This is a genomic window from Psychrobacter sp. CAL346-MNA-CIBAN-0220 (assembly GCF_040309805.1).
Taxonomy (GTDB): domain Bacteria; phylum Pseudomonadota; class Gammaproteobacteria; order Pseudomonadales; family Moraxellaceae; genus Psychrobacter.
On record NZ_JBEOPF010000062.1, the window covers coordinates 1 to 341 of the forward strand.

Below are 341 nucleotides of genomic sequence, written 5' to 3' on the forward strand. Positions count from 1 at the left end.
CACAACTTCTGGGCAGCTGTGGCAAGAAAGCGACACGTAAGTTTGAAACTGTAGTGGCTTATTAAAGCGTTTAATCAGCTTTTGAATGCCTTCGTCAAGTTTTAAGGTATGACCACCAGCCTGTAAAATTGCCAATATCAGCGAAGTAAATTCATGACCGCCTGGAATACCACTAAAGACAATACCTGTATCCGTCAAAGCACCATCGATGTGACTGATTACTTTAAAACTGATTGGGCTTGGCAAACTGTCATCGTTAGCTTGTGCGTCAAAATTAATCTTATCTGTCGTACCAGCGATTTTGCTCAAAAAATCAATCAACTCAGCACGCTTGCTATGCT

At 41.3% G+C, this 341-nt stretch carries 1 pseudogene; it reads right to left on the bottom strand.

What is annotated here, in order from left to right:
- Positions 1–341: pseudogene (locus AAEY88_RS12700) on the bottom strand (alkyl hydroperoxide reductase subunit F); the annotation flags it as partial.